The organism is Vibrio sp. B1FLJ16 (assembly GCF_905175385.1).
Lineage (GTDB): Bacteria > Pseudomonadota > Gammaproteobacteria > Enterobacterales > Vibrionaceae > Vibrio.
This window is the reverse complement of the sequence record NZ_HG992749.1, coordinates 845,168-871,392: the sequence shown is the minus strand read 5'-3', so window position 1 is coordinate 871,392 and position 26,225 is coordinate 845,168. Positions and strand designations below refer to the sequence as shown.

The window sequence follows — 26,225 nt, the reverse complement described above, 5'->3', positions numbered from 1 at the left end:
TAGAGTGAAAACACAGCAGAACAATATAAAAAAGACCTCCCGAAGGAGGTCTTTCTAAATTTTGTGGCTACAAATTATTTGCATTATCGAACAGCAGATAAACTCACCACAATTTAGCTGTTAGGCAGGCAGATGAACACCACTTAAGTCTTCATCTTTTGATACGTTTTTCATCTCACCAGCCACAATCTCTGCTAATGGACCAAGAATCACTTGCAGGTTGTTCGTACCAAGTTTCACTACACCCATCGCACCTAAATCTTTCAGTGTTTTCTCGTTGATAACGCTCATATCTTTAACTGAAAGGCGCAGACGAGTAATACATGCATCAATCGAACTTAGGTTGTCATGACCACCAAGCGCTTTTAGGTATTGACGAGCTAACTCAGAAGAGTTGCTTGAACCGGCAACTTTAGAGGACGTTTCTTCGTCATCTTCACGACCTGGTGTTTTAAGACCAAACTTCACAATCACAGTACGGAACACGAAGTAGTACACCGCAAAGAAACCTAGACCCTGAACAATTAACATGAACCAGTTCACTGCCAGTGGGTTGCGAGTTGACAATACTAAGTCAACAAGACCTGCAGAGAAGCCGAAGCCCGCAATCCAGTGCATTGATGCTGCAAGGTAAACTGATAGACCAGTAAGCGCAGCGTGAAGCACGTATAGGCCAGGAGCTAAGAACATAAACGCGAACTCTAACGGCTCAGTAACACCAGTAAAGAATGAAGCGAACGCGGCTGCAATCATGATAGAGGCAACTTTTTCTTTATTCTTCGATTTCGCAGTATGGTACATAGCTAGCGCTGCACCCGGCAGACCAAACATCATGATTGGGAAGAAACCAGCCTGGTACATACCAGTCACACCAACAGTTGCCGTGCCTTCAGCGATAGACTTCGCGCCGCCAAGGAAGTTAGGGATATCGTTGATACCTGCAACGTCGAACCAGAATACAGAGTTCAATGCATGGTGTAGGCCCACAGGAATCAGAAGACGGTTAAAGAATGCATAAATACCTGCACCAGCTTCACCCATACCTTGAATACTTTCACCGAAGCTTACCAAGCCGCCATATACGGTTGGCCACACGTACATCAACACGAAAGCAATCACGATACCAGCAAACGATGTCAGGATAGGTACCAGACGCTTACCAGAGAAGAAGGCTAGAGCTTTGTGAAGTTCTACGTGTGAGAAACGGTTGTACAATTCTGCAGAAACGATACCAACTAAGATACCTACAAACTGGTTTTGAATTTTACCGAATGCCGCTGGCACTTCACTTGGGTCAATACCTTGAATTTGTGCTACTGCGCCAGGAGCAAGAAGTGTGGTAACCACAAGGAAGCCTACGAAACCAGAAAGCGCTGCAGCACCATCTTTGTCTTTAGACATCCCGTAAGCAACACCGACTGCAAACAGAACTGACATATTGTCAATGATTGCCGCGCCAGCTTTAATTAAGAATGCGGCTAGTGCACTGTTTGCACCCCAGCCATTTGGGTCGATCCAGTAGCCAATACCCATGAGTATCGCTGCTGCAGGAAGTGTGGCAACCGGCACCATAAGCGCCTTACCCACCTTCTGGAAGTATCCAAGAATATTCACCTTTAGTTCCCCCTATAGGATTAGATGTTCTGCTGAATGACTTATTTTAGCCGTTCAATTTAGTCCCTCTAAGTTTATGATATTAATTTTGCTCCGCAAATTAAAAGCTCATTGTTTGTGATCATAATCACCAGAAATACCCCTAAAAGAAGGTTTTTGCTAGCGAGATCATAAAACTTATTTTATTATACGAAAAAATGGCATATTAAAGATAAGATCCTCGCACTTTATGCAAGGAAAGATCAGTGTTATTTTGTTATCTCAGCGAGTAATCCACGGTAACTTCGCTCTGAAAAAGAATCATATAAAAACAGTTCATTTACTATTTTCAGCCCGTTACTAGTTAGTTACTCCACAATGGCCGAGATAAACGCAACTTGCTCAATGTAATTCGTTATCTAAGTTCAGTGATACGGACTAAGTAATCAAATGACTCAAGCAGTCACCATTAAGATAACAATACAGAAATTGATTTCTCATCTATAAGGACTAGCTGACTATGTACGCGCTAAGTAACTGTAAAATTTATACCGGTAGTGATGTTCTTACTGAACATGCGGTCATCATCGAAAACGATCTGATTCAATCTGTTGTGCCCGTTGCCGAATTACCGAAAGGCATCGAAGTGAAAGATCTGAACGGTGCCAACCTGAGCCCAGGATTCATTGATCTTCAGCTCAACGGTTGTGGCGGAGTCATGTTAAATGACGATATCACGGCAGAAACGATGCAAATCATGCATGAAGCAAACCTCAAATCGGGATGCACCAGCTTCTTACCTACTCTGATTACTTCATCCGATGATGATATGCGTGAAGCTATCAGTGCAGCTCGTGAATACCACAATAAGTATCAGAATCAGTCACTCGGCCTACACTTGGAAGGACCTTATCTTAACGTCGCGAAAAAAGGCATCCACAGCGTCGACTTTATCCGCCCTTCTGAAGAAGAGATGATTGAACTGATATGTGCAAATACAGACATCATCGCCAAAGTTACCCTTGCACCTGAGCTGAACAACCCAGAACATATTCGTCGACTGAAAGCAGCTGGGGTAGTGGTTTCAATCGGCCACACCAATGCCACTTACAAAGAGGCACGTAAAGGCTTTGAAGCGGGCATCAGCTTTGCGACACACCTGTTTAATGCAATGACTCCGATGGTTGGTCGCGAACCGGGCGTCGTCGGCGCAATTTACGACACTCCCGAGGTTTATGCAGGCATTATTGCCGATGGCTTCCACGTAGACTACGCAAACATCAGAATTGCTCATAAAATCAAAGGAGATAAGCTGGTTTTGGTGACGGATGCCACAGCTCCGGCAGGTGCTAACATGGATCACTTTATTTTTGTCGGTAAGAAAGTATATTACCGAGAAGGCAAGTGTGTTGATGAAAACGGCACACTAGGCGGCTCAGCGCTGACTATGATTGAAGCAGTTCAAAATACAGTTGAGCACGCAGGTATCGCTTTAGACGAAGCTCTACGAATGGCAACACTGTACCCAGCATCAGCAATTGGTGTAGAGGAACGACTTGGCCGAATTCGAACAGGCATGGTTGCAAACCTGACTGTTTTCGATCGTGACTTCAATGTAAAAGCGACGGTTGTTAACGGACAATACGAGCACAATTAAGCATGAATGGCGGACAAATTGGTAATGTAGATTTAGTAAAGCAGCTTAACAGCGCTGCGGTATATAGGCTGATTGATCAACAAGGCCCTATTTCCCGCATTCAAGTCGCAGATGTTAGTCAGCTGGCTCCCGCGAGTGTTACCAAAATAACCCGCCAACTTTTAGAGCGTGGCCTGATTAAAGAGGTCGCGCAACAAGCTTCTACCGGTGGTCGTCGAGCCATCTCTCTGACCACCGAAGTTAAACCCTTTCATTCAGTTGCTGTTCGGCTAGGACGAGATTACGTTCAGTTTTGCTTGTACGATTTAGGCGGAAACGCACTCGCCGAAGATCAGCACGACTTGCATTACACCAATCAGGAAGATTTGATTGCCGGTCTAATCGATTTACTGAAAAGTTTCGTTAGTCAACACCAAGACAAAATCGATCAGTTAATTGCTATTGGTATTACACTACCGGGCTTGGTTAACCCGACCACTGGTGTTGTTGAATACATGCCTAATACCGATATCGATAATCTTGCTCTTGGTGAAATCGTCAGCGAAAAACTGAATACGGCCTGTTTCGTCGGTAACGACGTCCGTGGGATGGCTCTCGCTGAGCACTACTTCGGTGCCAGCCAAGACTGTCAGGATTCGATCCTCGTGAGTGTTCACCGGGGTACCGGTGCAGGCATCATTGTAAATGGTCAGGTGTTCCTGGGCTTTAACCGTAACGTCGGTGAGATTGGTCATATACAGATCGACCCGTTGGGCGAGCAGTGTCAATGTGGCAACTTTGGTTGCTTAGAAACTGTTGCTGCAAACCCTGCAATCATCAAGCGTGTCAAACAGCTGATAGCACAAGGTTACGAATCTAGTCTGACCGAGCTCGAAAGCATTACAATTCAGGATGTATGTACTCATGCTATGAATGGTGATGAACTGGCAAAGCAAAGCTTAGTCCGCGTAGGCAACCAACTGGGCAAAGCCGTTGCAATTACCATTAACTTATTTAACCCTCAAAAGATTGTAATCGCTGGTGACATTACTGCGGCGCAAGAGATCGTATTTCCAGCAATACAGAGAAATATCGAGAACCAGTCTTTAAAAACTTTCCACAGCGGCCTTCCAATAGTCGCGTCACAAATTGATAAGCAGCCTACAATGGGCGCTTTCGCAATGATCAAACGCGCAATGTTAAATGGCGTTTTGTTACAAAAGTTATTGGAAGACTAAGTTTATACAACTAATTGAGTTACAATCTCGGGCTGTGTTCACACAGCCCGTTTTTGTATATCAGGAAACTTAAGCAACAAGCATGGAAATTATTCTAATTACAACGGCATTTGTCGCTGGCTATCTCGCGCTAAAATGCACGCTCCCTCCTCTCGTTGGTTTCTTACTTGCAGGGTTTGGATTACACGCATTTGGCTACCAGAGCAATGACGTAATCGTCAGCCTGGCCGATCTCGGCGTCACTCTCTTATTGTTTACAATCGGACTAAAACTCGATGTAAAAACTCTTTTATCAAAAGAAATCTGGGGCGGAGCCACCGCACATAACATTCTCTCTACTGCGGTGTTTACTATTGCACTTACGGGTTTAAAGTTACTCGGCCTCACCTCTCTAGCCGGGATGGATATTGGCCAGGTTGTTTTACTGGCATTCGCCCTGTCATTTTCGAGCACAGTTTTCGCGGTCAAAACACTACAAGAAAAAGGTGAGATGAGTGCCACATACGGTACCGTCGCAATTGGTATCTTAGTCATGCAAGATATCTTCGCCGTCGTTTTCCTGACCGCTTCAACCGGCAAGATCCCTGAATGGTACGCTATCGCACTGTTCGGCCTTCCCCTTCTTCGACCGCTGTTTTACAAATTACTCGATAAAGTCGGTCACGGTGAAATGCTGGTATTGTTCGGCATCTTCTTTGCGCTAGTGGTGGGGGCAGGCTTGTTCGAGCTTGTAGGCATGAAAGCAGATCTTGGGGCACTGATATTAGGTATGCTGCTTGCCGGACACCGTAAAGCCTCAGAATTGTCCAAATCACTGTTTAATATGAAAGAGCTGTTTTTAGTTTGTTTCTTTTTAAATATTGGCTTGTCCGCATCGCTGAGCTTTACCGGAATCGCGCTGGCTATTCTGTTCATTCTGTTATTGCCAATTAAAGGTCTGCTTTATTTCTTAACCATTAACTATTTTAACTTTCGGGTCCGTACCTCCCTGCTCGCTTCGCTGTCACTATTTAACTATAGTGAATTTGGTTTAATTGTTGGTGGATTGGCTTACAAAATGGGCTGGATGCCAAGTGACATGCTGGCGGCTATCGCGGTCGCCGTATCCCTGTCCTTTATTATCTCTGCGCCGCTAAACCGTCTGAGCAACAAAATCTACCAGCATTCCGGTAAGTGGTTACAAGAAACTGCAACGGAGAAACTCAACCAACGCGATCAGTTAATCAACCCCGGCCGTGCTCAGGTACTTATTCTGGGGATGGGTCGAATAGGTACAGGTGCCTACGATGAACTTTGCACCCGTTACGGCAAGATCTCATTAGGAGTAGAAATTCGTGAAGATGCCGCGGTTAAGCATCGTGCCGAAGGACGCAATGTCATCTCCGGAGATGCAACTGACCCCGACTTTTGGGAGAGGATTCTCGATACAGGACACGTTCAGCTGGTTTTATTAGCGATGCCTCACCACCAAGGTAACCAAACGGCTTTAGAGCAACTGCAACGCCGAAACTATAAAGGCCAGATTGCGGCGATTGCTGAGTACCCAGACCAGCTTGACGGTCTGTTAGAACAAGGTGTAGATGCAGCGTTCAATATCTATAATGAGGCTGGCAGCGGTTTTGCACGACACGTTTGTCAGCAACTAGAACCCAAGTTTACTCCAATAAAATAAGCGTTCATTTAGATTACCTCCGAAGCCTTCCGCTAAAAAGGAAGGCTTTTTTGTACACTTTTTATACCAAACTTTGATTTCATTCATCAAAAACACTTTATTATTAGAAAACATTCACACATCAAGAGCAATTATCATTTTTTTAATCACAAAGCGTTGCTTTTTTTACTCAAACTGGCAAATTGAAGCCATACCGATTAGAAATTATTTAGTTTAAAAGGATTGTTGTATGTGTTCAGTATTTGGCATTTTAGACATCAAAAGTGATGCAGCTGCATTACGCCCTATCGCATTAGAAATGTCGAAAAAACTTCGTCATCGTGGTCCGGACTGGTCTGGCATTTATTCTTCAGATAGAGCAATCCTGGCTCATGAACGCTTGGCTATTGTTGGACTAAATAGCGGAGCACAACCACTATACAGCCCTGATAAAAAGCTAATCCTCGCGGTAAACGGCGAAATTTACAACCATAAAGAGATCCGTGCACGCTACGAAGGTAAGTATGAGTTCCAAACGGATTCAGATTGTGAAGTTATCCTTGCTCTTTACCAAGACATGGGTGCTGAACTTCTTGAAGAGTTGAACGGTATTTTCGCATTCGTCCTTTATGATGAAGAGAAGGATGAATATCTGGTAGGCCGCGACCACATCGGTATTATCCCGCTTTACCAAGGTTACGACGAACACGGTAACTACTACGTGGCTTCTGAAATGAAAGCACTGGTACCTGTATGTAAAACAGTGAGCGAGTTCCCTCCTGGTTGTTACTATGGCTCTAAAGATAGCGAACCACAACGGTACTACATTCGTGACTGGAACGAATACGCTGCAGTGCAGGGTAACAGCACCAGTAAAGAAGATTTAACTGAAGCACTTGAAGCGGCAGTTAAGCGCCAGCTAATGACTGACGTACCATATGGTGTACTTCTGTCTGGTGGCTTGGATTCTTCCATCACCTCTGCGGTAGCAAAACGCTTTGCAGCAATGCGTATCGAAGATGACGAAAAATCAGCGGCGTGGTGGCCACAGCTGCACTCATTTGCGGTTGGCCTTGAAGGTGCTCCGGACTTAAAAGCTGCACGTGAAGTTGCAGAGCAAATCGGTACCGTTCACCATGAAATGACTTACACGATTCAGGAAGGTCTTGATGCGATTCGTGATGTGATTTACCACATTGAAACGTATGACGTAACGACAATCCGTGCATCAACGCCGATGTTCTTGATGGGTCGTAAGATCAAAGCAATGGGTATCAAGATGGTACTTTCAGGTGAAGGTGCAGATGAAATCTTCGGTGGTTACCTGTACTTCCACAAAGCACCAAATGCACAAGAGTTCCACGAAGAAACCGTACGTAAACTGCTTGCTCTGAACATGTTTGACTGTGCACGTGCAAACAAATCATTGGCAGCGTGGGGCGTTGAAGGCCGCGTACCATTCCTGGATAAAGAATTCATTGATGTTGCAATGCGCCTGAACCCAGCCGACAAAATGTGTGGTAACGGCAAGATGGAAAAACACATCCTACGTGAATGTTTTGAACACTACTTGCCGGAATCAATCGCATGGCGTCAAAAAGAGCAATTCTCTGACGGTGTTGGCTACAGCTGGATTGACACTCTGAAAGCAGTGGCTGAGGAAAAAGTAACGGCTCAGCAAATGGAGACGGCTCAGTTCCGCTTCCCTTATAACACACCAACGACTAAAGAAGGTTATGTGTACCGAGAGATCTTTGAAGAGCTATTCCCGCTACCATCAGCAGCAGAATGTGTTCCGGGTGGTCCTTCAGTTGCGTGTTCTTCAGCAAAAGCTATTGAATGGGACGAGTCATTCAAGAACTGTGTAGACCCGTCAGGCCGAGCAGTACAGACTGTCCACAACGACGCTTACTAATAGGCACTAACAGAAAGTAAAAAGGGCTGGTTTAACCAGCCCTTTTTATATTTGGTAAGATCAGTTATTTAAGTCTAAGTCATTGTTGTCGATACTGACAGGTACCGGCTTTGTAATCATCTGCACCAACATGATTGAGCGCTTTTCTCCGTCTTGCTCTTGGAAAATACCGTCAATACCAGCAAACTGCCCGCTCTTAACTCTGACCTTATCGCCAGGCTTAGGCATACTTTTACACTCGGCGTTTTCGCTACAATGCTTTTCTATTTGCTTCAACTCAAAGACCAGGTCACCCTGTACTTCTTTTGGTTGTGATCCAAACCGGACGAAGTCAACCACACCACGTGTAGAACGAACTGAAGTAAAGTTTGGCCCTTGCTGATAATCAAAACGCGCAAAGACATAACAGGGGAACAATGGCTCTTCGACTGTTTGTCTTTTACCACGTGAGATCTTCTCGACTTCAATTGTCGGGTAAAAGCACTCCACGCCCTGATTTTCAAGGTGTAGCTTAGCCCTGTTCTGCTCCCCTCGTTTACAATAAAGTAGATACCAACGTTTCATTATTACTAGCCATTTAATTTTTTCCGGATCGTAGCATTAAGCCGTAGAGTAGTCATGAACATTTCCCTTGCTGATAAATAAAGCAGCTAAATATTGATCAGACAAATCAATATTTCATCACATAAGTCTACAGGCAAAAGTGAAAAGTTAGTTTTCATTACCACAACAAACCAGAATTTATTCCGCAAAGTAAATACAAAACAGAAGCTTATATAGACACTTTGCTTTTTTTATAAAATTTTATTGTTTGTAAGTTGTTAACATGCGTTGTATATATTTGAGTCGCAACAAAATGTAACAACTATTATTAAAAAGGTCTTATGTCAAACCAACATCAATATTTTGGTCACCCGCGTGGCCTGTTTCTACTCTTCGGCACCGAGCTATGGGAACGTTTTTCTTATTATGCAATGCGTGCCATCCTTGTTCTTTACCTCACAGATACCACCATGAATGGAGGTCTGGGCTGGTCTACAAAAGACGCACTAGACCTTTATGGCATTTATACCGGCCTTGTTTACATTACTCCTCTTATTGGTGGATACCTGGCAGACAACTACTTAGGCCAGCGACGTTCTATTTTACTCGGTGGCGCTTTAATGGCGATCGGTCAGTTTACTTTAGCACTACCCGCAGATGCTCTTGGCTTGGGCTCACTGCATACCTTCTATTTAGGTCTCGCTCTGCTAATCGCTGGTAATGGTCTGTTTAAGCCAAACATCTCGACTATGGTAGGCGATCTATACAACGAAGGTGATAACCGTCGTGATGGCGCATTTACTATCTTCTATATGGGGATTAACTTGGGTGCGTTACTTGCCGGTGTCGTTTCTGGCTCAGTAACTAACTCATTCGGCTGGAAAGCAGGATTCATAGCTGCCGGTACAGGTATGCTTATCAGCCTTGTGATGCAAATGTTCTTTGCTCAATCATGGCTTGGTGATATTGGTCGCGTCCCTGCTGCAAAACGTGCCTTAGCGAATCAAAAGTCTACGAAGAAACAGCCCCTGACCAAAGAAGAAGTGGATCGACTAAAAGTCATTTTAATAATGGGCTTATTTACTATCGTGTTCTGGGCGGGTTTTGAACAAGCTGGTGGTCTAATGAATATTTATACCCAGCAGTATACGGACCGTATGATCGGTAGCTTTGAAGTTCCAACTGCCTGGTTCCAGTCACTCAATCCGTTCTTTATTATTACGCTGGCACCGGTATTAGCAGCGTTCTGGGTGAAACTAGGGAAACGCGAACCAAACTCACCGGTTAAGTTTGCTTTAGCACTGTTCTTCTTAGCGCTAGGTTTCCTATGTATGGTAGGCGCTGTACTTGAGCAAGGTGGCGACACTACAGTCAAAACATCAATGCTGTGGCTAGTGGGTGCATTTTTCTTCCATACGCTGGGTGAACTCTGCCTATCGCCAATCGGCTTGTCATTGGTAACCAAGCTTGCTCCTCTGCGTTTAGCATCATTAATGATGGGTGCATGGTTTGGTTGTAACGCGATTGCGAACTACGTAGCTGGCTATGTGGGATCGCATGTTGGTGAACTAGGTGCAATGGCAATCTTCAGCGGTATTGCCGCGAGCGCAACCGTCAGTGGTTTAATTTTACTGCTGTTCTCTAATACGCTAGTACGCTGGATGCATGGTGCTGAAAACCCAACAAGTACTGAAGAACAAGTCGAAGAGCCGCAAACACAAGTAGCTTAAGGTGATGTTAAAATGATAAAGGGTCGCGGTTGCGACCCTTTTCTGTAATAGAATTTCTGGAAAACGATCAAAGCTTACTGCGAACCAACTCTGCCATCATAGCGATATGCGAGTCATCATCATTCAGGCACGGAATGTAATTAAACGTTTCGCCACCAGCTTCTAAGAAAATCTCTTTGTTCTCACCAGCAATCTCTTCTAACGTTTCTAAACAGTCTGAAGAAAATGCAGGTGTCATAATATCGATCTTCTTAATACCTTTGCCGGGCAAGCTCTCCAAGGTTTTATCTGTGTATGGCTGTAGCCATTCTTCTCGGCCAAAGCGCGACTGGTAAGTCGTACCAATCTGGTCTGCTTTTAAGCCGAGTGCCTCACCCAGTAAACGCGTGGTCGTTTCACAGTGCTGAGGGTAGATATCACCGTTATCAGCATAGCGCTTTGGTATGCCATGGTACGAGCATACTAAATAGTCCCCTTGCCCATTCTCAGCCCAGTACTTGCGGACCGACTGTGCCAGTGCATCGATGAACATCGGGTGGTCATGATAATCCCGAATCAAGGAAAACGCTGGTATCACAGGCAGTTTCTTAAATGCTTTGGTTATTCCATCAGAAACCGCAGCCGTTGTCGTACCTGAGTATTGAGGATACAAAGGCAGGACGACAACCTCTTCAACACCCTGAGCGAGTAATGCTTCAAAGCCAGAATGCAGGCTCGGGTTACCATAAGTCATACCCAGTTCGACAGGAATGTCTAACAGTTGGGCAAGTTTCTTCGCCTGGCGCTTTGAGTACACCATTAAAGGTGAGCCATCTTCCATCCAGACTGACTCATACAGTTTTGCAACCTTTGGTGCTCGCACAGGTAGAATCACCCCATGCAAAATAGGACACCAAAGCCACCGTGTCATATCCACGACCCGGTGGTCATGAAGAAACTGGCTCAAAAAGCGCTTTACAGCAGGAGCGGTTGGTTCATCAGGCGTTCCGAGGTTAACCAGCAGCACACCTTGTTTTTTTATTTTTTGCATAGCGTCCCTTTGTTTCGAGCTCATACCAATGCCAATAAATTTCTGATGATAAAGATCTGCATTGGTATTATAAAAATGTATAAAAAAAGCGACCTTACGGTCGCTTAACTATAACAAAATTCTTGAAAATTTTGATAATAGGTAATACCTATTATGCTAATGCCTTCGCGATATCAGCACTTACTTCAGCAACTTGCTTAGTACCGTCGAATTTAAGGTACTTAGTGTTACCTGCTTCTGCTTCTTTACCGTAGTAATTGATCAGTGGAGCAGTTTGCTCGTGGTAAACACCCAGGCGTGCGCGTACAGTTTCTTCTTTGTCGTCATCACGAACAACAAGATCTTCACCTGTTACGTCGTCTTTACCTTCCACTTTTGGTGGGTTGTAAACAACGTGGTAAGTACGGCCAGAAGGTAAGTGAGCACGACGACCCGCCATACGCTCAACGATAACGTCATCAGCTACGTCGAACTCGATCACGTAATCTACGTCAACGCCCATTTCTTTTAGGCCATCAGCCTGAGGAATAGTACGTGGGAAACCATCTAGTAGGAAACCTTTTGCGCAATCGTCTTGAGCGATACGCTCTTTGATAAGGCCAAGAATGATTTCATCAGAAACTAGCTGACCAGCGTCGATAACAGATTTAGCTTGCTTGCCAAGTTCTGTACCTGCTTTGATTGCAGCACGAAGCATATCACCAGTAGAGATTTGCGGAATACCGTATTTTTCCATGATGAAGTTCGCTTGTGTGCCTTTACCTGCACCTGGAGCACCTAGAAGAATGATGCGCATGATTTATCCTCTTTAATATTTAAGATTTATACCGAAGCTCACAATAGCTGGACTTTCTATACACCAAGGCTTAGAAATATTTGCAACGATAAGTTTCGGTATAACGTTAGGCGGCAAAAATACACGCCTTAAGTCCGACATTCAAGTCACAGATTCTAACACAGGTTATGTGAGCAAAGAGTGAAATAAGACTAAAGAATGTTAACGGCCCCACTTTTACGCCTCTATTGACCATTAACTTAATACGAATAAGCCAAATTTTGCGATAACAAACAAAAAGCTCGCTATATGCGAGCTTTTTGATATCTGTCGACTATTACACCTTAGTCAAAAGCTTGTTGATCGCCCCTAAAAACTGCGCTGGGTCTTCCATTGAGCCACGCTCCGCGAGCATCGCCTGACCAAGAAGAACCTCAACCCAACGGCCAAACGCTTCTTCATCGGCTTCATCCGCCATGCGCTTAACGAGTTCGTGTTCCGGGTTAATTTCGAAAATGTATTTCACTTCTGGCACTGCCTGACCCGCAGCAGCAAGAAGCTTCGCCATCTGTGTACCCATCTCGAAATCATCCGTTACCACAACAGCTGGCGTCGAAGCCAGTTTGAAGGTTGTACGGACTTCTTTAACACGGTCACCTAAGTAAGACTTAGTGCGCTCAACGACCGACTTGAACTCTTCTTCCGTTTCTTTCTGCTTTTCTTTCTCTGCTTCGTCTTCAAAGTTACTCAGATCAAGGCCTGCTTTAGTAATGGACTGGAATTGCTTACCGTCAAACTCCGTCAGGTAGTTCATCAGCCACTCGTCAATACGATCGTACATCAGGATAACCTCGATGCCTTTCGCTTTGAATTGCTCCAAGTGAGGGCTGTTTTTCGCTGCAGCGTAGCTATCAGCGGTCAGGTAGTAGATTTTATCCTGACCTTCCTTCATACGTGAAACGTAATCCGCAAGCGCAACAGTCTGCTCTGCAGAGTCCGCCTCAGTAGACACAAAACGCAGCAGACCCGCAACTTTCTCTTTGTTTGCAAAGTCTTCAGCCGGACCTTCTTTCAGTACTAAGCCAAATTCTTTCCAGAATGACTGGTATTTTTCTTCGTCATTCTTCGCCATGCGCTCCAGCATTGTCAGCACACGTTTGGTACATGCGTTACGCAGAGACTGAGTCACTTTGTTGTCCTGCAGAATTTCACGTGACACGTTCAGCGGCAGATCGTTTGAGTCTATCAGGCCACGAACGAAGCGCAGGTAAGACGGCATAAACTGCTCTGCGTCATCCATGATGAATACACGCTGAACATACAGTTTCAGACCTGACTTATGATCACGATTCATCATGTCCCATGGCGCTTTAGACGGGATGTACAGCAAGCTAGTGTAGTCGTTCTTACCTTCTACCCGGTTGTGACTCCAAACCAGTGGATCGGCAAAATCGTGAGAAACGTGCTTGTAGAATTCCTGATACTCTTCTTCTGATATATCTGATTTGTTGCGCGTCCAAAGAGCTTGAGCCTTGTTAATCTGCTCCCACTTTTTCTCGCCGGTTTCATTGCCTTCTTCGTCACGAACGGCGCTTTGAATAGAAACAGGAATGCCGATATGGTCAGAGTACTTGCTGATAACTTCACGTAGACGCCATTCGCTCAAGAACTCTTTACCCTCTTCACGCATATGAAGAATAATGTCAGTACCACGAGATTCTTTAACGATATTCTCAATCGTGTACTCACCCTCGCCCGCAGAATGCCACTGAACGGCTTCTTCTGCTGAAAGGCCTGCAGCTCGGGTACGTACTGTTACCGCATCGGCCACAATAAACGCAGAGTAGAAACCAACACCAAATTGGCCAATAAGCTGTGAATCTTTGCTTTGCTCTTCAGACAATTTTGAAAAGAACTCTGCAGTGCCTGATTTAGCGATGGTACCCAGATGCTCTATTACATCATCACGGCTCATACCGATGCCGTTGTCAGAAATAGTCAGGGTATTTGCATTTTCATCGAATGACAGTTTAACGCCAAGTTCAGCATTGCCCTGGTATAAGTCCGGATTTGAAAGTGCCTGAAATCGCAATTTATCTGACGCATCTGATGCGTTAGAAATCAGCTCGCGCAAAAATATCTCTTTGTTGGAATAAAGAGAATGGATCATTAAATGAAGTAGTTGTTTTACTTCTGATTGAAAACCACGAGTTTCTTTATTTTGAGATACGGTTTCGCTCATGTTTGCTCCATAACTTTTACACTAACCAACCATTTCAGCAGGGAACATAACTACCTAAGCCTGATGAAATAGCCACACTAATATGTTCTTTAAGATGTGGCTGACAAATGTAAATTCAAGGTCAGAATGACTAAAAACAATGTTTTTTTAGATAAATTTAATTATCCTACCCGGCTAAAAGCATCTAAAAATACGTGCTTCTCTCCCGCACATACTTAGATATGTGTTATAAATCAAAATCATAGAAGCACTATCCATCTAAGAAGAACTAAATGACTAGCATTGGCACCAAGTTTCTACTTGCTCAAAGATTTACTTTTGATCCTAATAGTAATTCGCTTACTGACCAGCAAAACAGCAACGAAATTGTTCGCTTAGGAAGCAATGAAAGCCGAATTCTCCTGATGTTGGCAAAAAGACCTAACGAAGTATTAACCCGCAATGAACTCCATGAATACGTTTGGCGTGAACAAGGTTTTGAGGTGGATGACTCAAGCCTTACTCAAGCGATCTCTACCCTGCGTAAGATGTTGAAGGATTCAACAAAATCCCCAGAGTTTGTGAAAACCGTACCAAAACGCGGTTACCAGCTTATCTGTTCTGTTGAGCGGGCAAGCCCGCTCTCTTCTGATCGAAATGCGGAAACAGAAGAACGCAATACAGATAATGAGCCATTTGAAGAAGAACAGGTAACCATGTTTTCTGACTCAGTAGCCGAGACTACCATCACCGCGACTGAGAAAAGTGCTCCTCATAATGTTGAACCTCAAGTTCAACCTGTGGAACCAGCTAATAACGAAGTACAACCTAATAAATGGTTAGCGCGTGCGATGTTACTTGTGGCAATGTTGACCCCTATTTGCGTGATGCTGTTTACCCAGCCTGCCGAATCCAAATTCAGACAGATCGCGGTTTATCAACACGTGCCAATAATGACACCGTTGAACCACCCTCAAATTAATGATTGGCTGCCTTCCATCAAGCAGTGCGTTGAACGTTACGTAGAACACCATAAGAAAGACTCACTACCTGTTGACGTCATAGCGACGGGAGGCCAGAACAGTCAGCTCGTGCTGAACTATATCCACGATATTCAACACTCGTATGAGAACGTGACCCTGCGTATATTTTCCGGTCATAACGCCCAAGAGCCTGTAGACATCTGTAAATAAGGAAGCCGACATGAAGACAAAATTTGCATCTGCGGTTTTGGCCGTATCTATCCTGTTTAGCGGTTGGTTATATTGGGGAAGTGATCTAAAAGTTGAGCAGGTCCTTACCTCTAATGAATGGCAGTCAGAGATGGTCACACTGATAACCGACACATTACCCAATAACACTGTTGGCCCTCTGCGTCGTGTCCATGTTCAGTCGAACGTAAAATACCTGCCGAACGGCGAATATATTCGCGTTTCAGGTATCAAACTGTTTGCTCAGGGATCTACAGCTGAGTCCAAGATCAGTATTTCAGAGAAAGGTAACTGGGAAGTGAGCGATAACTACCTACTCGTCTCTCCGTACGAGTTCAAAGATATTTCATCATCGCAGTCAAAAGACTTCTCTGCTGAACAGTTACGCTTGATTACTCAGGTATTCAGACTCGATGCAGAGCAAAGCCGCCGAATTGATGTGGTCAACGGGAAAACCTTGCTTCTGACTAGCCTGAACCACGGTTCTACGGTACTGTTCAGAAACTAATTTCTTTGCATAACAAGGGGGCTAGATGCCCCCTTCATTTTATTACACATGGATTGGATAAACACCTTCACACTCTTCTTCGGCTCACTTGTCGCCAACACACTTGCATCTTTGTCCGGTGGCGGAGCAGGATTATTGCAATTTCCCTTACTCATCTTTTTAGGGCTCCCTTTTTCTATCGCGCTGGGAACCCATAAAGTCGCTTCGGTAGCCTTGGGCTTGGGAGCAGCAAGCACTCATCTGAAAGTCGGTACAATTCAGCTTCCCATTACGCTTTATCTGATTCTGGTTGGAAGTATCGGCGTCGTCATCGGGGCTAACATCATCGTCCATATTCCAGATGGCATTGCCGAGAAAATGTTAGGTTCGATGATCCTTGCTCTGGGTATCTACTCCAGGTTCAAGAAACAGCTCGGTCAGTCTGAAGTCTGCACACATCGAGATTGGCTAGGTTGGTTTGTAGGCGGATTCGGCTTAATGTTAATTGGAGTGATAAACGGTTCACTCACGGCAGGATCTGGGCTACTCGTAACCCTATTTTTGGTTCGTTGGTTCGGATTTGATTACAAGCAGGCGGTCGCTTACACCATGATTTGCGTCGGATTGTTTTGGAATGGCATCGGTGGCATAGCAGTCGTTCAGGCAGGAGCCCCTATTCACTGGGCCTGGTTACCCGTTCTGCTTCTGAGTTCCTTTTTAGGAGGTGCCCTCGGCGCTTGGGCAGCGACCCGATACAGCAACCGTGTTATTAAAATTGCTTTTGAAACCCTCACTTTTGCCGTTGGCATTAAACTATTGATTTAGGAAAATAAAATGGAAAAAGCCGTCATCAGTATTTACTACTGTCGTCAATGCAACTGGATGTTACGTTCAACCTGGCTGTCGCAAGAGCTGCTGCACACGTTCAGTGAAGAAATAGAATCCATTACACTGCATCCTGATACGGGTGGCCGATTCGAAATATTCTGTAATGGTCAGCAAATATGGGAACGAAAACAAGATGGTGGTTTTCCGGAAGCCAAAATCTTAAAGCAGCGGGTCAGAGACATTATCGCACCAGAGCGCGATTTAGGTCATTCTGATACTAAATAACCTGAGTTCGCGATAATCAGAGACTTTCGGACTTCCTATCCCAAGTTCAGATTACTTAAGGGAACTGAGGCTCCCTTATTGCTGAAATTTAAAATGGCTTGTACACACTAGAGCGTTGTCTGTGACAAAACCTCACCTTCTGGCGTTTTTACCATTAATGTTTTTTCGTACATTAAACCATAGCTACGCGGTAAACCATTACGAGGGAAGGTCATTGAACCCGGATTAAAGATAGTAATGCCATCTTGCAGCTCAGCAACCGGGATGTGCGTATGGCCATGAACCATCACATCTCCGTCTCGCAATTCAGGACGATTACTGCTGTTGTACAAATGGCCATGCGTTAAAAACAGACGCTGGCCAGTTTCAAGCAGTACCCAGGCATAATCCATCATCATCGGGAAGTTCAACAGCATCTGATCCACTTCACTGTCACAGTTACCACGAACAGCAATGATCTGCTTACTATATTGATTAAGAAGTTCAGCTACTTGTGCAGGATTATAGCCTTCAGGTATAGGGTTTCTTGGTCCGTGATACAAAATATCACCCAACAGAATCAAATGCTCCGCTTCAGACGCAATGAATAAGTCGATGGTCTCTTTGGTCGCAGGTACAGAACCGTGCAAATCTGAAGCAAAAAATAGTTTCACAGCATTATCTCCTCAAAAAAAGTGAGGCTATTCTACGTCATTCTGAGCGTAGCTCAACTAGCACAGACTTACTGATGACGTATAGATTCAATCAACATAGGCAATAAGTAGACCCAAGCAGCGTAACCGGCTCCGACAATAATCAGTGACCAGACAATCGTCGAGAAGAAGGTGGACTTCGCTACATGATGCAGCGGATCCGGCTCCCCACACCTCGGGCAGGTGTGAGCTCGTTTAGAGATTTCTTTTTCACAGACTGGGCACGGAACTAATGGCATTATAAAAATCCTCGACTATAAGCTTTGGGCACAAAGAATAAGTGCCAGTGAATACATATGCAACACCACAAATAACCAATACAGCTGAGATTGTTGACTTTCGCTGACTTGAGAAAAACTTAGTCCTGATTGGTACAATCTCTGACCATGCCATTAATCACGATGTTGTTGTAACTGACCATGCCGATCACCTCACCATCTTCGATGACAGGAGCTCGGCTAATGCCGAATCTTTCAAACAGCCTGGCACAATACTTCACGTTCATATCCGGTCCGACGCACAAAGCTGGCTTGGTCATGATTTCATAAATATTAGTACGTTGTGGCGCTCGATTATTTGCCAGCACTTTCTTCGCGATGTCATTCATCAGCACAATACCGTACTCATCATTGTCATCACGTTTCTTAACTACCAGTGCTTTTACCTGATATTTTTTGGCTAACGTGATGCCCTCATAAACAGTCATCAGCCCATCAACCATAACGTAAGTTGCAGCCATGACATCTCGAACTCGTACTATCGACTGATTACTCATAATTCACTCTCTACAACCTTGGTTAATGTCTCAACCTGGTGGGCCACTCCCACCGCATCTTCAATATCAATTTGAATTGCAATCCCCTGACCGGACTCTTTGTCAAACTCACCAACGTCACTGATGGTTTCTAATATATGCCGGGAAAGATGCTCCTCTACCACAAACAACAGCACATCTTTCTGAACTTCTAACGTTAAACCAAAAAACGTCGTCTTCTGATTCAATCCTTCGCCACGAGCATTGTTAATCACCGTTGCTCCTGTAGCACCGGCTTCTCGAGCCGCATCAAGCACCTTGTCTGTTCTGGCATCCTCAACAAACGCAAGTATCAATTTAAAGCGCATCTTCTTCATCCTCCGAAATGTCTCTATTAAGCCACTGAGTTATTTGCGCATATCCCATTACGGATATCATCGGAAACAAGCTGGCAAAGGCAATCAGACCAAAGCCATCTATCATTGGATTCCTCCCGGGCACTGTCGAGGCAAGGCCTAGCCCCAACGCAGTAACAAGCGGAACGGTTACGGTCGATGTGGTAACACCACCTGAATCATAGGCTAGAGGAACAATCATTTGGGGAGCATAAAAGGTCTGAACCACCACAACGATATAACCCGCAATAATGTAATAGTGAATCGGATCTCCGACCACAATCCGGTAACTGCCTAACGCAATACCAATCGCTACACCGAGTGCAACCGCTACACGTAAACCAGTTACACCGATACTGCCACCCGATACTTGATTGGCTTTTATCGCCACCGCGATTAACGACGGCTCTGCAATCGTGGTGCTAAAGCCAATAAAAAAAGCAAATGTGTATACCCAATAATAGTCAATCCACTCCAGCTTCTGCCCTAGTGAGACTTTGAACTCTCTTAAAAAGTCCGGTGTAGTTAACTGTACTGCCATGGTTTCACCAAGGGGGAACAGCGCCATTTCTAAACCGACTAAAAACAGAGACAACCCCACAATGACGTAGGCAAACCCCAAAAGCACTTTTCTCAGGTTGTTCACGGGACGGCGGAGTACAGCAAGCTGAAAACCGAAAATAATGGCGGCGATGGGGATAACATCACGAACAGTAGAAAGTAGGGTATTAAAAAAGTGCTCAAATGAAATCATGTCACAACCATCCCATAAATCATGACAAACATCATTGGCAGTAGTGAGGCAAAAGCTATAAGGCCGAAACCATCCAGCATTGGGTTACGCCCTTTGATTGCCGAAGCCAGTCCGACGCCAAGTGCAGTAACTAGAGGGACTGTAATGGTCGATGTGGTGACGCCACCGGAATCATACGCAATCCCAATGATAGACTCAGGGGCAAACCAAGTTAACACCACCACACCAACGTACCCGCCTATGATCATGTATTGGATTGGCCAGCCTTTGAGAATACGAAGTACACCGATAACAATGGCTATCCCAACAGACAAAGCGACGGTTACACGGAGGCCTGTCGCGTAGTCTTGCATCGATACTTCCGAGTTAATAATCATTCCTCCCTCTGCTGCGACTTGTGACGCTTTATCAGCAACCGCAGTCAACGCGGGTTCGGCGATGGTGGTGCCAAACCCTAAGCAAAAAGAGAAAAGCAGTAACCAGAACACACTGCCCTTTTTCGCAAATGCCTGGGCCATGTTTTCACCTATCGGAAAAAGCCCGAGCTCCAGGCCAAAAATGAAAAACGTCAGCCCTAACACCACGAATAATAAGCCGAAAAGAATCGAAACAAGATTTGGCATAGGCTCTTGCAATACGACTAACTGGAAGAACGTAATAACAACGACAATCGGTAAAAGATCGCGTGCACTATTAAGGAGAGCTCGAAAAAGAGCAACAAAGGCTTCCATGTCTCCTCCTTAGTGACCGTTTCAGAGTAACCTTAACTCGCCAGATGAGTTTGATATCCAACTAGTATCATTTTGGCATAAATTTTCTGTTACAAAGGAGAGCAGAGCAGCGTCATCAATAACAAACAGTTACAATCTTTCAATATGTGAAGTTGATACGAGTGCGAGATTTTTGTACTAAGGGCAAACTCGCGGATATTGCGCGAGTGAATATGATCAGGTGACAGGTAAACGGACTATAATATGCTCATGTTTTTAGCGTTTCATGAGGTGCCATGAAAATATTACTGACAGGCGGAACCGGGTTTATCGGCTCTGAATTGCTCAAACTGCTCACTACCCATCAGGTCGTGCTCTTGACTCGTTCACCAGAAAAAGCAAAGCAGCATCTAAACCACACCGACGTTGGTAATATTGAATATCTTGACTCTCTGGATAAACTTGCCGACCTCAACCATATAGATGCAATAATCAACCTTGCCGGAGAACCCATCGCAGACAAACGATGGACAAAGAATCAAAAAGACAAAATCTGTAAGAGCCGCTGGCAAATAACGGAGGCGATTGTCGAGCTGATCCACGCCAGCACAAAACCACCGGCAGTCTTTATCAGTGGTTCCGCAGTTGGATATTACGGTGATCAGCAGGAACATCCTTTCGACGAATGCCTGCATGTCAAAAATGATGGGTTTCCTCATATGGTCTGTGAGCGTTGGGAGCATATTGCCAAGCGTGCAGAATCGGAAAATACTAGGGTGTGTTTGCTGCGAACCGGAATTGTCCTAGGCACAAACGGGGGTGCATTAGCAAAAATGTTAATGCCATACAAATTAGGTTTAGGCGGACCACTTGGAAATGGTAACCAATACATGCCGTGGATTCATATCCTCGACATGGTCAGAGCGATCATGTACTTACTCAATACACCCCATGCACACGGCGCTTTTAACCTATGTGCCCCCCACCCTGTCACTAACCGTATTTTTAGCCGCACTCTGGCCAGAACGCTTAAGCGTCCCCATATACTGTTCACCCCGAAATGGGTGATGGATACAGCCATGGGAGAGTCATCCTGCCTATTGTTTGACAGCATCAGAGCCAAACCTAAAAAACTCACGGAACTGGACTTCCAGTTTACTTACTCAAGAATTGAGCCTGCACTTAAGCACTTGCTTCATGATCGAAGCTGTTGAATGATAAAGCGTATTGAACCTTTATCCTTAACTCAATTTATGAACAAATCCATTCTTATCACCGGTTGTTCGACCGGAATTGGTTACGTATGTGCCCATGCACTAAAAAAGCAGGGCTTTAATGTCATCGCATCATGCCGACACTCAGATGATGTTCAGCGACTGCAGTCAGAAGGTTTAACCTGCATACAGCTTGATCTCAATGACTCGACCAGTATTACTAACGGAGCTAAGCAAGCTATAGAGCTAGCTCAAGGGAAACTTTATGCACTCTTTAATAATGGAGCATACGGCCAGCCGGGAGCCTTAGAAGATCTCCCGACCGAAGCTCTCAAAGCGCAGTTTCAGACAAACTTTTTCGGTTGGCACCAGCTAGTGCAGGAAGTACTTCCCCACATGCGAACTCAGGGAGAAGGCCGCATCATTCAGAACAGTTCCGTACTTGGCTTTGCCGCTATGAAATATCGCGGTGCCTATAATGCTTCAAAGTTTGCTTTGGAAGGATGGAGCGATACGCTGAGACTTGAACTCGCCGACACCAATATAAAAGTTGCGATCATTGAGCCAGGACCTATAGAGACTCAATTCAGACACAATGCACTCAAAGCGTTTGAACAGTGGGTTAACGCAGAATCCAGCCCACACCGCGTCGCCTATGAAGGTCAGAAAAAACGCTTAGACAATGACAAATCCAATAACAAGTTCGCTTTGCCGGCAGAGGCGTGTATAGAGCCTGTCTTACACGCGTTAACCAGCGGTTCACCTAAAATCCGGTACCGCATAACCACACCGACTAAGGTATTCGCTGTATTGAAGAGGGTTTTACCGACGCGACTACTCGATAAGATTTTGCGACGGGCTGCTTAGAATATTTTTATTGTAGTGTAATTTCATCGTAACAATGTGATGTCATTATGAGCATGTAGGTTGAAAAACCTCATCTGTTCGAATCAATATCTAGGCAAATCTTTTACAGAAATGAAGACTAATTTCTGTATAGGTATGGTTAGATTTGGTATCGCCACCCAAACAGTTTTGTAGCAGTTTTTTATACTAATGCGAGACAACAATGACATTAAATCAGCTTAACTGGCTTAGTGTGGGTGTAGTGTTGGCTTTGTTCATCCTGTTCTGATACCTCACCCTACACGATAACTAAAGTGTATGGTCTGCCAATTTCATAGCACTTTCGCTTGCTATCGGATAACGCTGCTTCAGCAGCGTTTTTCCTTTATATACCCCAAACAGGTTTAAAGTCGTAGCCCGCTACTTCCTGATAATCGGAATCCAAACCTATTTAACCGCTTAGTTCAGGCTATTTAGCTATGCCGCTTGATTTTTAACTAAATCAACTCCATATCTAAAATCAAAGCTCGGAAACAAAAGCAAGGATACTCTGATGCAATCTCCATTTATCGTTGAGATAACAGAACATAACTTTCGTGAAACGCTTGAAGGATCAATGAACACACCCGTTCTGATCCACTTTTGGGCTAATGCTCAGCCAGAAAGCGCACAAATACTCCCTGAATTACAGACTCTGGCTCAACAGTACAATGGTGCTTTTACCCTCGCCTTACTTAACTGTGAAGACCAACCAGCCCTGGCCTCCCAGTTTGGGGTTCAGGTTCTGCCAACAATTGCCCTGTTTGTGAACGGTCAGGCAGTCGACGGATTAGGCGGACCTCAGCCTATTGATGCCATCGCAACCATGCTGCAAAAACACCTTCCAAGCCCAGACGAACAATTGCTTAAACAGATCATGGAACTTCTGCAAGAAGGTCAGCATGCAGAGGCACTGAGCATCATTCATACACTTCCGGCAGAGCTGCAATCTCGTGGCGACGTAAAACTGGCGACCGCAGACTGCCTGCTTGAGACCAAACAGTTTGATATAGCTCAGGAGTTACTAGGCTCAATCCCTCTGGAGTATCAGGATAACTATTACAAAGGCTTGCTAGCAAAACTAGAGCTGCACCTGCAAGCGGCTGACAGCCCTGAGCTCCAGCGCCTAGAGCAAGAGTACGAGGCTAATACAGAAAATCTGGATCTGGCGTGTGAGTTAGCGATTCAGTACAACCAGGTTGGCCGTGATGAAGAAGCATTAGAACTGCTCTGGAATATCCTGAAAGTAAACTTAGGTGCCCAAGACGGTGAGGTGAAGAAAACCTTCATGGATATCCTGAGTGCATTAGGCCAAGGTAATGCTCTAGCGGGTAAATATCGTCGTCAGCTGTACTCAATCTTGTATTAAATAAGATAGCTTCTGGATCTAATTAAGGCTGGTGTATTCCGGCCTTTATAGTATCAAGTTCGATAGTACCCGGCGCTTTTTAGATCTTCTCATTGTGTAATCACATCAAATGAGTAAAAATGAATCAACATATGCACATAAAGGAATATTCCATGTCAGTTGATCCGTTGATTACTATCGGTATTTTTGTCGTCCTTGCCATTGTTATTCTTTCATCCGCAATCAAAACCGTTCCCCAGGGAAGTAACTGGACCGTTGAACGGTTTGGCCGATATACCAAGACGCTCAAGCCGGGGCTAAATTTAATTATCCCTTTTATCGACCGTATTGGTCATAAGATAAGCATGATGGAACGAGTGTTAGATATCCCTGCACAGGAAGTGATCAGTAAAGATAACGCCAATGTAACTATAGATGCGGTCTGCTTCGTCCAGGTTGTAGATGCGGCGAAAGCAGCTTACGAAGTCAACGATCTTCAACATGCTATCAGAAACCTGACTCTTACTAACATTCGTACTGTGTTAGGCTCGATGGAACTCGACGAAATGCTCAGCCAACGCGATATGATTAACTCTAAATTGCTTGCTATTGTTGACCAGGCAACAAACCCTTGGGGTGTAAAAGTCACGCGTATTGAAATCAAAGATGTACAGCCACCAGCAGACTTAACGGCTGCGATGAATGCACAAATGAAAGCGGAACGTAACAAACGTGCCGAAATCCTTGAAGCAGAGGGTGTCCGTCAAGCCGAAATCCTCAAGGCGGAAGGCCATAAACAGTCTCAAATACTAAAAGCAGAAGGCGAGAAACAGTCAGCTATTCTGCATGCTGAAGCCCGGGAACGTGCAGCGCAAGCTGAAGCTCAAGCTACCACCATGGTTTCAGAGGCAATCGCGAAAGGTGACATGCAAGCCGTAAATTACTTTATTGCACAAGGTTATACGGAGGCTCTCAAGAGCATAGGCCAAGCGGAAAATGGTAAGATAATAATGCTACCTCTTGAAGCGACTGGTCTCATGGGCTCAGTAGCTGGTATTGCTGAAATGTTTAAACACCAGAATAAAGATTAAGAACCTCCTATGGACTTCATTAACTTACTCGACAACATTACATTCTGGCACTGGTTAGCGCTAGGATTTGGGTTGCTTGCTGTCGAGTTACTCGGGACAGCAGGTTACTTCCTCTGGCTTGGCCTTTCTGCACTTATAGTAGGAGGGTTGCTTGCGATATTACCGATGAGTTGGCAACTGCAGTGGTTATCTTTTGCCACTTTCAGTTTAGCGACGACCTGGCTTTGGTGGAGACGGCAGTGGAAGAAAGATAAAGAAGATGATCTGTCCAGAGACTTAAATCAAAAGTATAAACAGCTCATCGGCAAAACAGTCACGATCGATCAGGACTTCTCTGTGGGACTGAACCGTATTCATGTAGCGGATACCACTTGGTCTGCTCAATGTGAGCAAGGAATTCCGGCTGGTACGCGCGTAAAAATCGTTGCTGTTGATGGTATCATTCTGGTGATAGAGCCCGTATCTGATTAACTTATGTAAGAATAATGGGATGGAGATCATTCCATTACTTTTTCTGTTCACTACTTCTTTTATTTCATGTCTTTATTTAAATTCCTATTAAAAATAAAGTCCGCTACTACTTTCAACATCCTCTCAAAGCAATAAAAAAATAAAAATCACTATAAATAGTTAATTCAAATAGATATAAAGCCAATCACTCCAAATAAAACATCTAATTTTAAATAAAAAATAAACATCTAATAATTATTTTTTGATCTTTTCTAGTCTGGATACATACTTAGGTAATAAGCATAGTCGTACGATGCTTATATTTTTGGTAAGTAAGAAGACGAATTATGAAAGACGATAATGTTTGAACACAAGCTTAATACCAATTGAAGGCGTAGCTTATAAGGCATGGAGTAATAGTAGTATCACTTCTTGATTACATTACCAAACCAATATCAATGCAACCACACCCCTATCAATCTGGTCCATTAAGATATCACCACATTATCTCTTCTAATAGTTAACTTTTTAATATTTAATCTGAATAAGAAATTAATGATATGGGTATATTCCAAAATTCATTAATAAGTAAGAGGTTTACCATGAAACGAATAGCTACTTTAATATTTGCTTGCTTGGTATTTTCTTCACCCGTTTCTTTTGCTCAAAATACAGGACATGTATTTGGTGCCGGTGTGGATTGTACGTTCAGCGATGGTACTGTTAAACAATTACCTAGAGAATTATGTAAGATGTATGGTGGCGTATTTAAATAATCGCGACAAACTC

The 26,225-nt window shown here is 44.4% G+C and carries 26 protein-coding genes; 15 read left to right on the top strand and 11 right to left on the bottom strand.

What is annotated here, in order from left to right; all coding sequences use genetic code 11:
- Positions 1 to 120 precede the first annotated feature (120 nt).
- Entirely contained in the window at positions 121 to 1,614 is a 1,494-nt protein-coding gene (gene nagE, locus KHN79_RS04045) for an N-acetylglucosamine-specific PTS transporter subunit IIBC (protein WP_182011396.1), read from the bottom strand.
- A 499-nt stretch (positions 1,615 to 2,113) separates the two neighbouring features.
- Here nagE and nagA point away from each other — a divergent pair, with 499 nt between their 5' ends.
- From nagA to asnB, 4 genes are all read left to right on the top strand, one after another.
- Positions 2,114 to 3,250, top strand: coding sequence for an N-acetylglucosamine-6-phosphate deacetylase (gene nagA, locus KHN79_RS04040; protein ID WP_182011397.1), 1,137 nt, complete (start codon positions 2,114 to 2,116; stop codon positions 3,248 to 3,250).
- A 2-nt stretch (positions 3,251 to 3,252) separates the two neighbouring features.
- Positions 3,253 to 4,467: an ROK family protein gene (locus KHN79_RS04035; protein ID WP_182011398.1), complete on the top strand. Its 1,215-nt coding sequence runs from the start codon at positions 3,253 to 3,255 to the stop codon at positions 4,465 to 4,467.
- Positions 4,468 to 4,549: 82 nt separating this feature from the next.
- Entirely contained in the window at positions 4,550 to 6,139 is a 1,590-nt protein-coding gene (locus KHN79_RS04030) for a cation:proton antiporter family protein (RefSeq protein ID WP_182011399.1), read from the top strand.
- Positions 6,140 to 6,368: 229 nt separating this feature from the next.
- Positions 6,369 to 8,033 (top strand): asparagine synthase B, encoded by a 1,665-nt coding sequence (gene asnB / locus KHN79_RS04025; protein WP_182011400.1) that lies wholly within the window; start codon positions 6,369 to 6,371, stop codon positions 8,031 to 8,033.
- A 60-nt stretch (positions 8,034 to 8,093) separates the two neighbouring features.
- Here the strand turns inward: asnB and rfaH are convergent, their stop codons facing one another.
- Positions 8,094 to 8,597, bottom strand: a complete 504-nt coding sequence (gene rfaH / locus KHN79_RS04020; protein WP_182011401.1) for a transcription/translation regulatory transformer protein RfaH — start codon at positions 8,595 to 8,597, stop codon at positions 8,094 to 8,096.
- A 320-nt stretch (positions 8,598 to 8,917) separates the two neighbouring features.
- On the opposite strand from rfaH, the gene KHN79_RS04015 reads away from it, so the two are divergent.
- Complete coding sequence (locus KHN79_RS04015; RefSeq protein ID WP_182011402.1) at positions 8,918 to 10,306, top strand: peptide MFS transporter; 1,389 nt, start codon at positions 8,918 to 8,920, stop codon at positions 10,304 to 10,306.
- A gap of 67 nt (positions 10,307 to 10,373) precedes the next feature.
- Here the strand turns inward: KHN79_RS04015 and hemH are convergent, their stop codons facing one another.
- From hemH to htpG, 3 genes are all read right to left on the bottom strand, one after another.
- Positions 10,374 to 11,336, bottom strand: a complete 963-nt coding sequence (gene hemH / locus KHN79_RS04010) for a ferrochelatase (RefSeq protein ID WP_182011403.1) — start codon at positions 11,334 to 11,336, stop codon at positions 10,374 to 10,376.
- A gap of 151 nt (positions 11,337 to 11,487) precedes the next feature.
- Positions 11,488 to 12,132: an adenylate kinase gene (gene adk / locus KHN79_RS04005; RefSeq protein WP_182011404.1), complete on the bottom strand. Its 645-nt coding sequence runs from the start codon at positions 12,130 to 12,132 to the stop codon at positions 11,488 to 11,490.
- A gap of 316 nt (positions 12,133 to 12,448) precedes the next feature.
- Positions 12,449 to 14,353: a molecular chaperone HtpG gene (htpG, locus tag KHN79_RS04000; protein WP_182011405.1), complete on the bottom strand. Its 1,905-nt coding sequence runs from the start codon at positions 14,351 to 14,353 to the stop codon at positions 12,449 to 12,451.
- Between the two features lie 272 nt (positions 14,354 to 14,625).
- On the opposite strand from htpG, the gene KHN79_RS03995 reads away from it, so the two are divergent.
- From KHN79_RS03995 to KHN79_RS03980, 4 genes are read left to right on the top strand one after another with little or no spacing between them, the layout of a single operon-like run.
- Positions 14,626 to 15,525 (top strand): transcriptional regulator, encoded by a 900-nt coding sequence (locus KHN79_RS03995; protein WP_182011406.1) that lies wholly within the window; start codon positions 14,626 to 14,628, stop codon positions 15,523 to 15,525.
- A gap of 10 nt (positions 15,526 to 15,535) precedes the next feature.
- Positions 15,536 to 16,051: a regulatory protein ToxS gene (locus KHN79_RS03990; protein WP_182011407.1), complete on the top strand. Its 516-nt coding sequence runs from the start codon at positions 15,536 to 15,538 to the stop codon at positions 16,049 to 16,051.
- Positions 16,052 to 16,099: 48 nt separating this feature from the next.
- Positions 16,100 to 16,855 carry a sulfite exporter TauE/SafE family protein gene (locus tag KHN79_RS03985; protein WP_182011408.1) on the top strand — a complete coding sequence of 252 codons (756 nt, stop codon included), beginning with the start codon at positions 16,100 to 16,102 and terminating at the stop codon, positions 16,853 to 16,855.
- Between the two features lie 9 nt (positions 16,856 to 16,864).
- Entirely contained in the window at positions 16,865 to 17,143 is a 279-nt protein-coding gene (locus tag KHN79_RS03980; RefSeq protein ID WP_182011409.1) for a SelT/SelW/SelH family protein, read from the top strand.
- Positions 17,144 to 17,250: 107 nt separating this feature from the next.
- Here the strand turns inward: KHN79_RS03980 and yfcE are convergent, their stop codons facing one another.
- The 6 genes from yfcE to KHN79_RS03950 form a co-directional block, all read right to left on the bottom strand.
- Entirely contained in the window at positions 17,251 to 17,796 is a 546-nt protein-coding gene (gene yfcE, locus KHN79_RS03975; protein WP_182011410.1) for a phosphodiesterase, read from the bottom strand.
- Positions 17,797 to 17,864: 68 nt separating this feature from the next.
- The gene (locus tag KHN79_RS03970; RefSeq protein ID WP_182011411.1) at positions 17,865 to 18,074 is read right to left on the bottom strand and encodes a hypothetical protein; all 210 of its coding nucleotides are present in this window, start codon (positions 18,072 to 18,074) and stop codon (positions 17,865 to 17,867) included.
- Between the two features lie 119 nt (positions 18,075 to 18,193).
- A complete protein-coding gene (locus tag KHN79_RS03965) occupies positions 18,194 to 18,610 on the bottom strand; it encodes a CBS domain-containing protein (protein WP_182011412.1) in 417 nt (138 codons plus the stop codon).
- Positions 18,607 to 18,957: a P-II family nitrogen regulator gene (locus KHN79_RS03960; RefSeq protein ID WP_182011413.1), complete on the bottom strand. Its 351-nt coding sequence runs from the start codon at positions 18,955 to 18,957 to the stop codon at positions 18,607 to 18,609. Before KHN79_RS03960 ends, KHN79_RS03965 begins: the two co-directional genes overlap by 4 nt.
- Positions 18,947 to 19,738: a DUF1538 domain-containing protein gene (locus KHN79_RS03955; RefSeq protein ID WP_182011414.1), complete on the bottom strand. Its 792-nt coding sequence runs from the start codon at positions 19,736 to 19,738 to the stop codon at positions 18,947 to 18,949. The genes KHN79_RS03960 and KHN79_RS03955 overlap by 11 nt, the downstream gene beginning before the upstream one ends.
- Positions 19,735 to 20,469 carry a DUF1538 domain-containing protein gene (locus KHN79_RS03950; protein ID WP_182011415.1) on the bottom strand — a complete coding sequence of 245 codons (735 nt, stop codon included), beginning with the start codon at positions 20,467 to 20,469 and terminating at the stop codon, positions 19,735 to 19,737. The genes KHN79_RS03955 and KHN79_RS03950 overlap by 4 nt, the downstream gene beginning before the upstream one ends.
- A gap of 275 nt (positions 20,470 to 20,744) precedes the next feature.
- Between KHN79_RS03950 and KHN79_RS03945 the strand changes: the two genes are divergently transcribed.
- The 6 genes from KHN79_RS03945 (at position 20,745) to KHN79_RS03920 (ending at position 26,212) form a co-directional block, all read left to right on the top strand.
- Complete coding sequence (locus KHN79_RS03945) at positions 20,745 to 21,662, top strand: TIGR01777 family oxidoreductase (protein WP_182011416.1); 918 nt, start codon at positions 20,745 to 20,747, stop codon at positions 21,660 to 21,662.
- A gap of 39 nt (positions 21,663 to 21,701) precedes the next feature.
- On the top strand, positions 21,702 to 22,529 hold the full coding sequence (locus tag KHN79_RS03940; RefSeq protein ID WP_182011431.1) for an SDR family oxidoreductase: 828 nt from the start codon (positions 21,702 to 21,704) through the stop codon (positions 22,527 to 22,529).
- A 532-nt stretch (positions 22,530 to 23,061) separates the two neighbouring features.
- Complete coding sequence (locus tag KHN79_RS03935) at positions 23,062 to 23,916, top strand: co-chaperone YbbN (protein WP_182011417.1); 855 nt, start codon at positions 23,062 to 23,064, stop codon at positions 23,914 to 23,916.
- A 152-nt stretch (positions 23,917 to 24,068) separates the two neighbouring features.
- Entirely contained in the window at positions 24,069 to 24,986 is a 918-nt protein-coding gene (locus KHN79_RS03930; protein ID WP_182011418.1) for an SPFH domain-containing protein, read from the top strand.
- Between the two features lie 9 nt (positions 24,987 to 24,995).
- The gene (locus KHN79_RS03925; RefSeq protein WP_182011419.1) at positions 24,996 to 25,457 is read left to right on the top strand and encodes an NfeD family protein; all 462 of its coding nucleotides are present in this window, start codon (positions 24,996 to 24,998) and stop codon (positions 25,455 to 25,457) included.
- A gap of 581 nt (positions 25,458 to 26,038) precedes the next feature.
- Complete coding sequence (locus KHN79_RS03920; protein WP_182011420.1) at positions 26,039 to 26,212, top strand: hypothetical protein; 174 nt, start codon at positions 26,039 to 26,041, stop codon at positions 26,210 to 26,212.
- Positions 26,213 to 26,225 lie beyond the last annotated feature (13 nt).

What these genes read in the sequence shown, in the direction of transcription:
- nagA (WP_182011397.1), top strand. Translation starts at nt 2,114, where the DNA reads ATGTACGCGCTAAGTAACTGTAAAATTTATACCGGTAGTGATGTTCTT.
- KHN79_RS04035 (WP_182011398.1), top strand. Translation starts at nt 3,253, where the DNA reads ATGAATGGCGGACAAATTGGTAATGTAGATTTAGTAAAGCAGCTTAAC.
- KHN79_RS04030 (WP_182011399.1), top strand. Translation starts at nt 4,550, where the DNA reads ATGGAAATTATTCTAATTACAACGGCATTTGTCGCTGGCTATCTCGCG.
- asnB (WP_182011400.1), top strand. Translation starts at nt 6,369, where the DNA reads ATGTGTTCAGTATTTGGCATTTTAGACATCAAAAGTGATGCAGCTGCA.
- rfaH (WP_182011401.1), bottom strand. Translation starts at nt 8,597, where the DNA reads ATGAAACGTTGGTATCTACTTTATTGTAAACGAGGGGAGCAGAACAGG.
- KHN79_RS04015 (WP_182011402.1), top strand. Translation starts at nt 8,918, where the DNA reads ATGTCAAACCAACATCAATATTTTGGTCACCCGCGTGGCCTGTTTCTA.
- hemH (WP_182011403.1), bottom strand. Translation starts at nt 11,336, where the DNA reads ATGCAAAAAATAAAAAAACAAGGTGTGCTGCTGGTTAACCTCGGAACG.
- adk (WP_182011404.1), bottom strand. Translation starts at nt 12,132, where the DNA reads ATGCGCATCATTCTTCTAGGTGCTCCAGGTGCAGGTAAAGGCACACAA.
- htpG (WP_182011405.1), bottom strand. Translation starts at nt 14,353, where the DNA reads ATGAGCGAAACCGTATCTCAAAATAAAGAAACTCGTGGTTTTCAATCA.
- KHN79_RS03995 (WP_182011406.1), top strand. Translation starts at nt 14,626, where the DNA reads ATGACTAGCATTGGCACCAAGTTTCTACTTGCTCAAAGATTTACTTTT.
- KHN79_RS03990 (WP_182011407.1), top strand. Translation starts at nt 15,536, where the DNA reads ATGAAGACAAAATTTGCATCTGCGGTTTTGGCCGTATCTATCCTGTTT.
- KHN79_RS03985 (WP_182011408.1), top strand. Translation starts at nt 16,100, where the DNA reads ATGGATTGGATAAACACCTTCACACTCTTCTTCGGCTCACTTGTCGCC.
- KHN79_RS03980 (WP_182011409.1), top strand. Translation starts at nt 16,865, where the DNA reads ATGGAAAAAGCCGTCATCAGTATTTACTACTGTCGTCAATGCAACTGG.
- KHN79_RS03970 (WP_182011411.1), bottom strand. Translation starts at nt 18,074, where the DNA reads ATGCCATTAGTTCCGTGCCCAGTCTGTGAAAAAGAAATCTCTAAACGA.
- KHN79_RS03965 (WP_182011412.1), bottom strand. Translation starts at nt 18,610, where the DNA reads ATGAGTAATCAGTCGATAGTACGAGTTCGAGATGTCATGGCTGCAACT.
- KHN79_RS03960 (WP_182011413.1), bottom strand. Translation starts at nt 18,957, where the DNA reads ATGCGCTTTAAATTGATACTTGCGTTTGTTGAGGATGCCAGAACAGAC.
- KHN79_RS03955 (WP_182011414.1), bottom strand. Translation starts at nt 19,738, where the DNA reads ATGATTTCATTTGAGCACTTTTTTAATACCCTACTTTCTACTGTTCGT.
- KHN79_RS03950 (WP_182011415.1), bottom strand. Translation starts at nt 20,469, where the DNA reads ATGGAAGCCTTTGTTGCTCTTTTTCGAGCTCTCCTTAATAGTGCACGC.
- KHN79_RS03945 (WP_182011416.1), top strand. Translation starts at nt 20,745, where the DNA reads ATGAAAATATTACTGACAGGCGGAACCGGGTTTATCGGCTCTGAATTG.
- KHN79_RS03940 (WP_182011431.1), top strand. Translation starts at nt 21,702, where the DNA reads ATGAACAAATCCATTCTTATCACCGGTTGTTCGACCGGAATTGGTTAC.
- KHN79_RS03935 (WP_182011417.1), top strand. Translation starts at nt 23,062, where the DNA reads ATGCAATCTCCATTTATCGTTGAGATAACAGAACATAACTTTCGTGAA.
- KHN79_RS03930 (WP_182011418.1), top strand. Translation starts at nt 24,069, where the DNA reads ATGTCAGTTGATCCGTTGATTACTATCGGTATTTTTGTCGTCCTTGCC.
- KHN79_RS03925 (WP_182011419.1), top strand. Translation starts at nt 24,996, where the DNA reads ATGGACTTCATTAACTTACTCGACAACATTACATTCTGGCACTGGTTA.
- KHN79_RS03920 (WP_182011420.1), top strand. Translation starts at nt 26,039, where the DNA reads ATGAAACGAATAGCTACTTTAATATTTGCTTGCTTGGTATTTTCTTCA.